Raw genomic sequence first — 5,038 nt, forward strand, 5'->3', positions numbered from 1 at the left:
CGACCGCGACCGCCAACGCGCCGAGTCCCGCGACGGCCGCGCCGGCGACGATCACCCGAACCGGGCCGACCCGGTCCGCGACCGCACCGCTCGGGAACTGCATCAGCGCGTACACCGTCATGAACCCAGTGAAGGCGACGCCGATCGTCGCGGTGCTCACCCCGTAAGCACCCTGCAGCGTCTCGAACAACGGCGGGAACGCGTACCGAACGAACTTCCCGAGAAACCAGATGAGGGAGACGAGGACCAACACGTCGTACTCGCCGAGCCGGCGGAGGTCCATCGGACGCCCGTACTCCGGTGAGCTGTATAAGCGTCGTCATCGACCCATGACTGAAGTCGTGGGCTTGTCCGTGGACTCCCGGTCTGACGACGAATTGTCGTAGGCGGTGTAATCGCCGTTCCCGTTTAGCGTCCCGGACCTGAGGGCGAGATGACCGTCGCCCAACCCAGAGGGACGTTTGCCCTCTGGTAAAGTTAACAGTTTGAGACCGATGTTTTTCGCTGCGTTGTAGTCGCCGTCAATCGAGTAGCCACAGTCGTTGCACTCGAACCAACCAGTCTCGCTGTCGCGGTTCGTACTTGATTGATGGCCACACTTCGAGCAGGTCTGACTCGTAAACGCAGGCGGTATCTGCTCGACACAGATGCCGTACTCGCTGGCCTTGTACGCGAGCATTTCTTGGAGTTCTCGGAACGCCCAATTGTGCATCTGACGCTTCAGTTGGTCGTTCCGATTATCCATTCGCTCACGGATGTGGGTCAAGCGTTCGACGGCGATATACGAACAGTCGTGGGCATCTGCCTCCTCCACGATGCGTCGAGAAATAGTGTGCAGGCGATTCAGCACGAAGCGGTTTTCTCGCCCCGACAGTCGCCGGAGTACCTGCTTGGCGGAGCGAGTGCCTTTGTGCTGAAGGCTTCGACGCACACGAAAGTGGTGGTTCTGTCCCCACAGTAGTTCGCCACCATCGGAGAACGACCCCGTGCTGGTCACGGCGACGTTCTTCAGGTTCAAATCCACGCCCATCACGCGGTCGCCACCGCGTTCCTCTACCTCTTTCTGGATGACGATGTGGAGGTAGAACGCACCCTCGTCTTCGCGGTAGTGGAGCGTCCCCATCCGTTTCTCGTAGTCGTCATCATCGAGGTAGGACTTCTGGTAGTCACCGAGAACGTAGTCAACGGCGACCCGACCCTTGATGGTCGAAAGAGTGGCCGACCTGTCCTTGATGGTCAACGTCCGTTTGCCGTAGACGGCAGACGGCTCGTTGAATCGGGGGAGTGGTCGGCTGTCACCCTTCTTCCAGTCTGCAACTGTCGATTTCATCGCTTCGACGGCTTTCGAGTACGCCCGGACGCAGAGGTTCGCGGGCAGGTCTGTCTCGTCTCGCAAGCCATGGTACACTTCGTCGTGTATGGTGGACTTGTTGAGAACGAGATAGCCGTCGTCATTCCTGCCGTGTTGGACGGTGTAGTTGCAGGCGTGGTTGAACTGCTCGATGGTCTGATGGAGGTCATCCTCTCGGTCTTCTGGAACCGAGAGTTTGACCGGAATAGTTCGTTTGACCTCCATCTGTAACCTCACACACGAAGCGTTATTTTATGAATTCTGCGACTGACGTTGGGGGAGTCGGGTTGCTATCGCTCGTGGTTTGTGTCGAGGAGTGTCGGATTCCTCCCACGGCTGAAGCCGTGGGCTTCCACCTTGCATCTATGTGAAGACGGCGACCGCGTCAGGTGGTCGTGTCGATGGCGGCCATCTCGTCGACCTTCAGTGCCGTCGCGACGTTGAACGCGAGAGCGATCGGTGCCGCGACGACCGCCGCGATGACCGCGGGCACGGGGCCGAGGTAGGTCAACATGCTCAATGGAACCGAACAGAGCGCCGTCACTGCCAGCAGCGCGAGGAAGAACCACACCGGCTGGTGGCGTTTGACGAGCCCGTACGCCCGCCGGGCCGCCGATCCGATCCCGCGGTCCTCCAACACCAGCACGTACACGGTCGGAAAGAACAGATACGAGAGGACGAGAAGCGCCAGCACGGCGAGCGCGAACAGCGGCGGAACGGCGACCAACGGGACGAGAGCGAGGAAGACCCCGGCGACCACGACCGCCTCCAACACGATCAGCCGGACGCCGAACCGCCGGACGTTGGTCCCGAAATCGAACCGCCCCGTCTCGATCCCCGCCGCGATGCTCCCGAAGTATCCCGCGCTCAGGAGCCCGGAGACGACGACGTACACGCCGAGGAGCGGGGGGACGAGCGCGAGCGGCCCCACCGAGTCGAGCGGGACCGAGGCCAACGTGCTCCCGTCGCCGGGCGATTCGACGATGCTCCAGAGGTCGTATCGGTACACCGGGAACGAGGCTCTGACGGAGACCAGCGTGTCGGTTCCTCCCGTCGCAGTCAGGTCATCGACGTTGAGCAGTGCGGTGACGAGCGGCACGAGTGCGAGCGGGAGGAGTCGCTCGACGTGCGTGAGGGTCCGGTCGAAGAGCAGGCCGCGAGGTCGCGAGCCGTCGCTCGACGGGTCGTCGGAGGGCTGGACCATGCGAGTGGATCGAGAGCAGGTCTGAAAAACGTTCGTGGCCCGCACCACGATCCGCCGCACGGTTCGGGGGCTGTTTAGGACGCTCCAGCTCCGTTGGAGTCCGTTTTCAGCGATAACAGAAGGTGAAAACCCGGCCAACTGAAGAGTACGTGTCGGCTGATGTCGGGAGTAAATCTCCCAGATCGATAGCGACGGGATAGTATATAAATTAACCACGAACGGCTGCGACGATCGTTTATAAAGGAGCGCGGCTGCGCGCCCCGGTTCGCGCCTTATAAAGGCGCGAACCGACGGTGCGAGGGAGTCGGCGGCGGCCGAGCGGAGCGAGGCCGACGACGACGAGGCTGGGGAGGCGTGAGGTGCGGGGCGGTTGCGGTGCCGGGTGGGACTCAAAGGGGCAGCCGTGGGGACGGCGTAGGCGACCCAAGCACCGCAGGAACGAGCAACGCGAGTGACGAGGAGCGCAGCGAGCGTACGCCGTCCCCACGGCTGGGGCTTTGGACGCGTTCACACTCGATCTATAGTCAACGAGGTATAAACGAGCGACTGGGGCTTCGGGCGTGTTCACCGCGCCAGCAACACCACTCGTTCATTTATAAACAGGCGACCACTCACAGTACGAGACTCACTCCCGAAACGGATCGTTGTCGTATCCGTATCGGCCGCAATCGGGTGAGATATCTCTCTTTCTACGGATCTCAACAGAGCCGACACGTCGAGGATGTCGGGCCTCAACCGGTCTTGCTGTCGTCGCTCGGAACGGCTCCTTGCCGTCGTCACTCAGAACGGGCCCTTGCCGCCGCCCATCATGTCGCCGAGGCCGCCGCTCCCGCCGCCCATCTTCTTCATCATCCGCTGCATGTCACCCTCGCCCATCCCCTGGAACTGGTCGATGGTCCGCTCCATCATCGCGTGCTGTTCGAGGAGCTGCCGGACCGTCTCCTCGTCGGTGCCGGAGCCGCGGGCGATCCGCTCGGTTCGCTCCTGGCCGACGACGCGCGGGTTCTCCAGCTCCTCGTCGGTCATCGAGTCCATGATGCGCTCGAACGAACGCATCCGGTCCTGAGTGACGTCCATCGCGTCGTCGGGCAGCTGGTCCATCATCCCGCCGCCCATCCCCGGGATCATGTCCATCACCTGATCGAGCGGGCCCATGCGGTTCATCGCGTTCATCTGCTTTTGCATGTCCTTCAGGGTGAAGTTCCCCTCCAGCAGCTGCTCGGGATCCCAGTCCTCGTCCTCCTCCTGGGTCTCCTGCATCGCGCGCTCGACCCGCTCGGAGAGCTGCTTGAGGTCGCCCATCCCGAGCAGTCGCGAGATGAACCCCGAGGGTTCGAACCGCTCGATGTCCTGGACCGTCTCCCCGGTGCCGAGGAAGGCGATGGAGGAGCCGGTCTCGTTGACCGCCGTGAGTGCCCCGCCACCCTTCGCGGTCCCGTCGAGCTTGGTGATGACGACGCCCTCGATCCCGATCGACGACTCGAACTGCTTGGCCTGCTCTTTCGCCCCCTGGCCGATCGCGGCGTCGAGCACGAGCAGCGAGCGGTCCGGGTCGACCACGCCCTCTATCTCCTCGATCTCGGCGATCAGGTCGTCCTCGAGCGCGTGGCGACCGGCCGTGTCCACGATGTGGACGTCGGCGTCGGCGGTCGCCTCCAGCCCCTCGCGGGCGATCTCCACGGGGTCGTCGCCGTCCGGGTCGCCGTAGAAGTCGACCTCCGCGCGCTCACACATCTGTTTGGCCTGGTCGTACGCCCCGGGCCGGAAGGTGTCAGTCTGGATCACGGCGGGGCGGAGCCCCTTCTTCGAGAACCACCACGCCATCTTGGCGGCGGAGGTGGTCTTCCCCGACCCCTGGAGGCCGGCCAGCAGGATCGTCTGGTTCTCCAGCGGGAGCTCCGTGGAGTCGCCGACGAGCGCGACCATCTCCTCGTAAACGATCTTGAGGACGTGGTCGCGGGCGGTGGTACCGCCCGGCGGCTCCTCCTCCAACGCGCGGCTCTCGATCGACGAGGAGAGCTCCATCACGAGGGAGACGTCGACGTCGGCGGAGAGCAGCGACCGCTGGATCTCCTTGACGATCTCCTCGACGTCGTCCTCGTCGAGTCTCGTCTTTCCTTGGAGCTTGTCGAGGCTGCTCCGCAGGGACGTTCCGAGGTCGTCGAGTACCATTTGACGAGACTAGACGCGCCACGCGGTAAAGGCTTTGTTCGTCGGGGGCGCGAGCGCATCGGTGCGACCATCGTCCGGTGGTCGCAAACGGATCGAGGTGACTAGCACTCGACGGCCGTCACTCGACCGCGTACGACTCGCCCTCGTCGTAGCGCACGCACTTCGCCTCCTGTGTCGGCGTCACCTGGTGTACCTCGATCGGGTCGGACTCACACGGCGTGGCGAACTCGCGCCGAAGCGCGTCGCGGGCCGCCGTCGCGTCCCCGGCCAACAGGTCGGACGTCGCGGCGTCGAGGACGTCGTCGAGCGCC

At 63.6% G+C, this 5,038-nt stretch carries 4 protein-coding genes and 1 pseudogene; all 5 read right to left on the reverse strand.

All coding sequences use genetic code 11. The features are described from left to right. The coding region (locus tag ACFQEU_RS11115; protein ID WP_379782116.1) for an MFS transporter at nt 1–283 on the reverse strand (283 nt) is incomplete at its 3' end. Nucleotides 284–319: 36 nt separating this feature from the next. Beyond that, nucleotides 320–1,576 (reverse strand): RNA-guided endonuclease InsQ/TnpB family protein, encoded by a 1,257-nt coding sequence (locus ACFQEU_RS11120; protein WP_379782118.1) that lies wholly within the window; start codon nt 1,574–1,576, stop codon nt 320–322. Between the two features lie 160 nt (nt 1,577–1,736). Beyond that, complete coding sequence (locus ACFQEU_RS11125; protein ID WP_379782120.1) at nt 1,737–2,555, reverse strand: hypothetical protein; 819 nt, start codon at nt 2,553–2,555, stop codon at nt 1,737–1,739. A 780-nt stretch (nt 2,556–3,335) separates the two neighbouring features. Beyond that, on the reverse strand, nt 3,336–4,727 hold the full coding sequence (locus ACFQEU_RS11130) for a signal recognition particle protein Srp54 (protein ID WP_379782122.1): 1,392 nt from the start codon (nt 4,725–4,727) through the stop codon (nt 3,336–3,338). Between the two features lie 118 nt (nt 4,728–4,845). Continuing rightward, nucleotides 4,846–5,038: pseudogene (locus ACFQEU_RS11135) on the reverse strand (ABC transporter ATP-binding protein); the annotation flags it as partial.

It is taken from the genome of Halorubrum tibetense, from assembly GCF_042661865.1.
GTDB lineage: Archaea > Halobacteriota > Halobacteria > Halobacteriales > Haloferacaceae > Halorubrum > Halorubrum tibetense.

Coding starts and splice junctions, on each gene's coding strand:
- ACFQEU_RS11120 (WP_379782118.1), bottom strand. CDS start 1,576: ATGGAGGTCAAACGAACTATTCCGGTCAAACTCTCGGTTCCAGAAGAC.
- ACFQEU_RS11125 (WP_379782120.1), bottom strand. CDS start 2,555: ATGGTCCAGCCCTCCGACGACCCGTCGAGCGACGGCTCGCGACCTCGC.
- ACFQEU_RS11130 (WP_379782122.1), bottom strand. CDS start 4,727: ATGGTACTCGACGACCTCGGAACGTCCCTGCGGAGCAGCCTCGACAAG.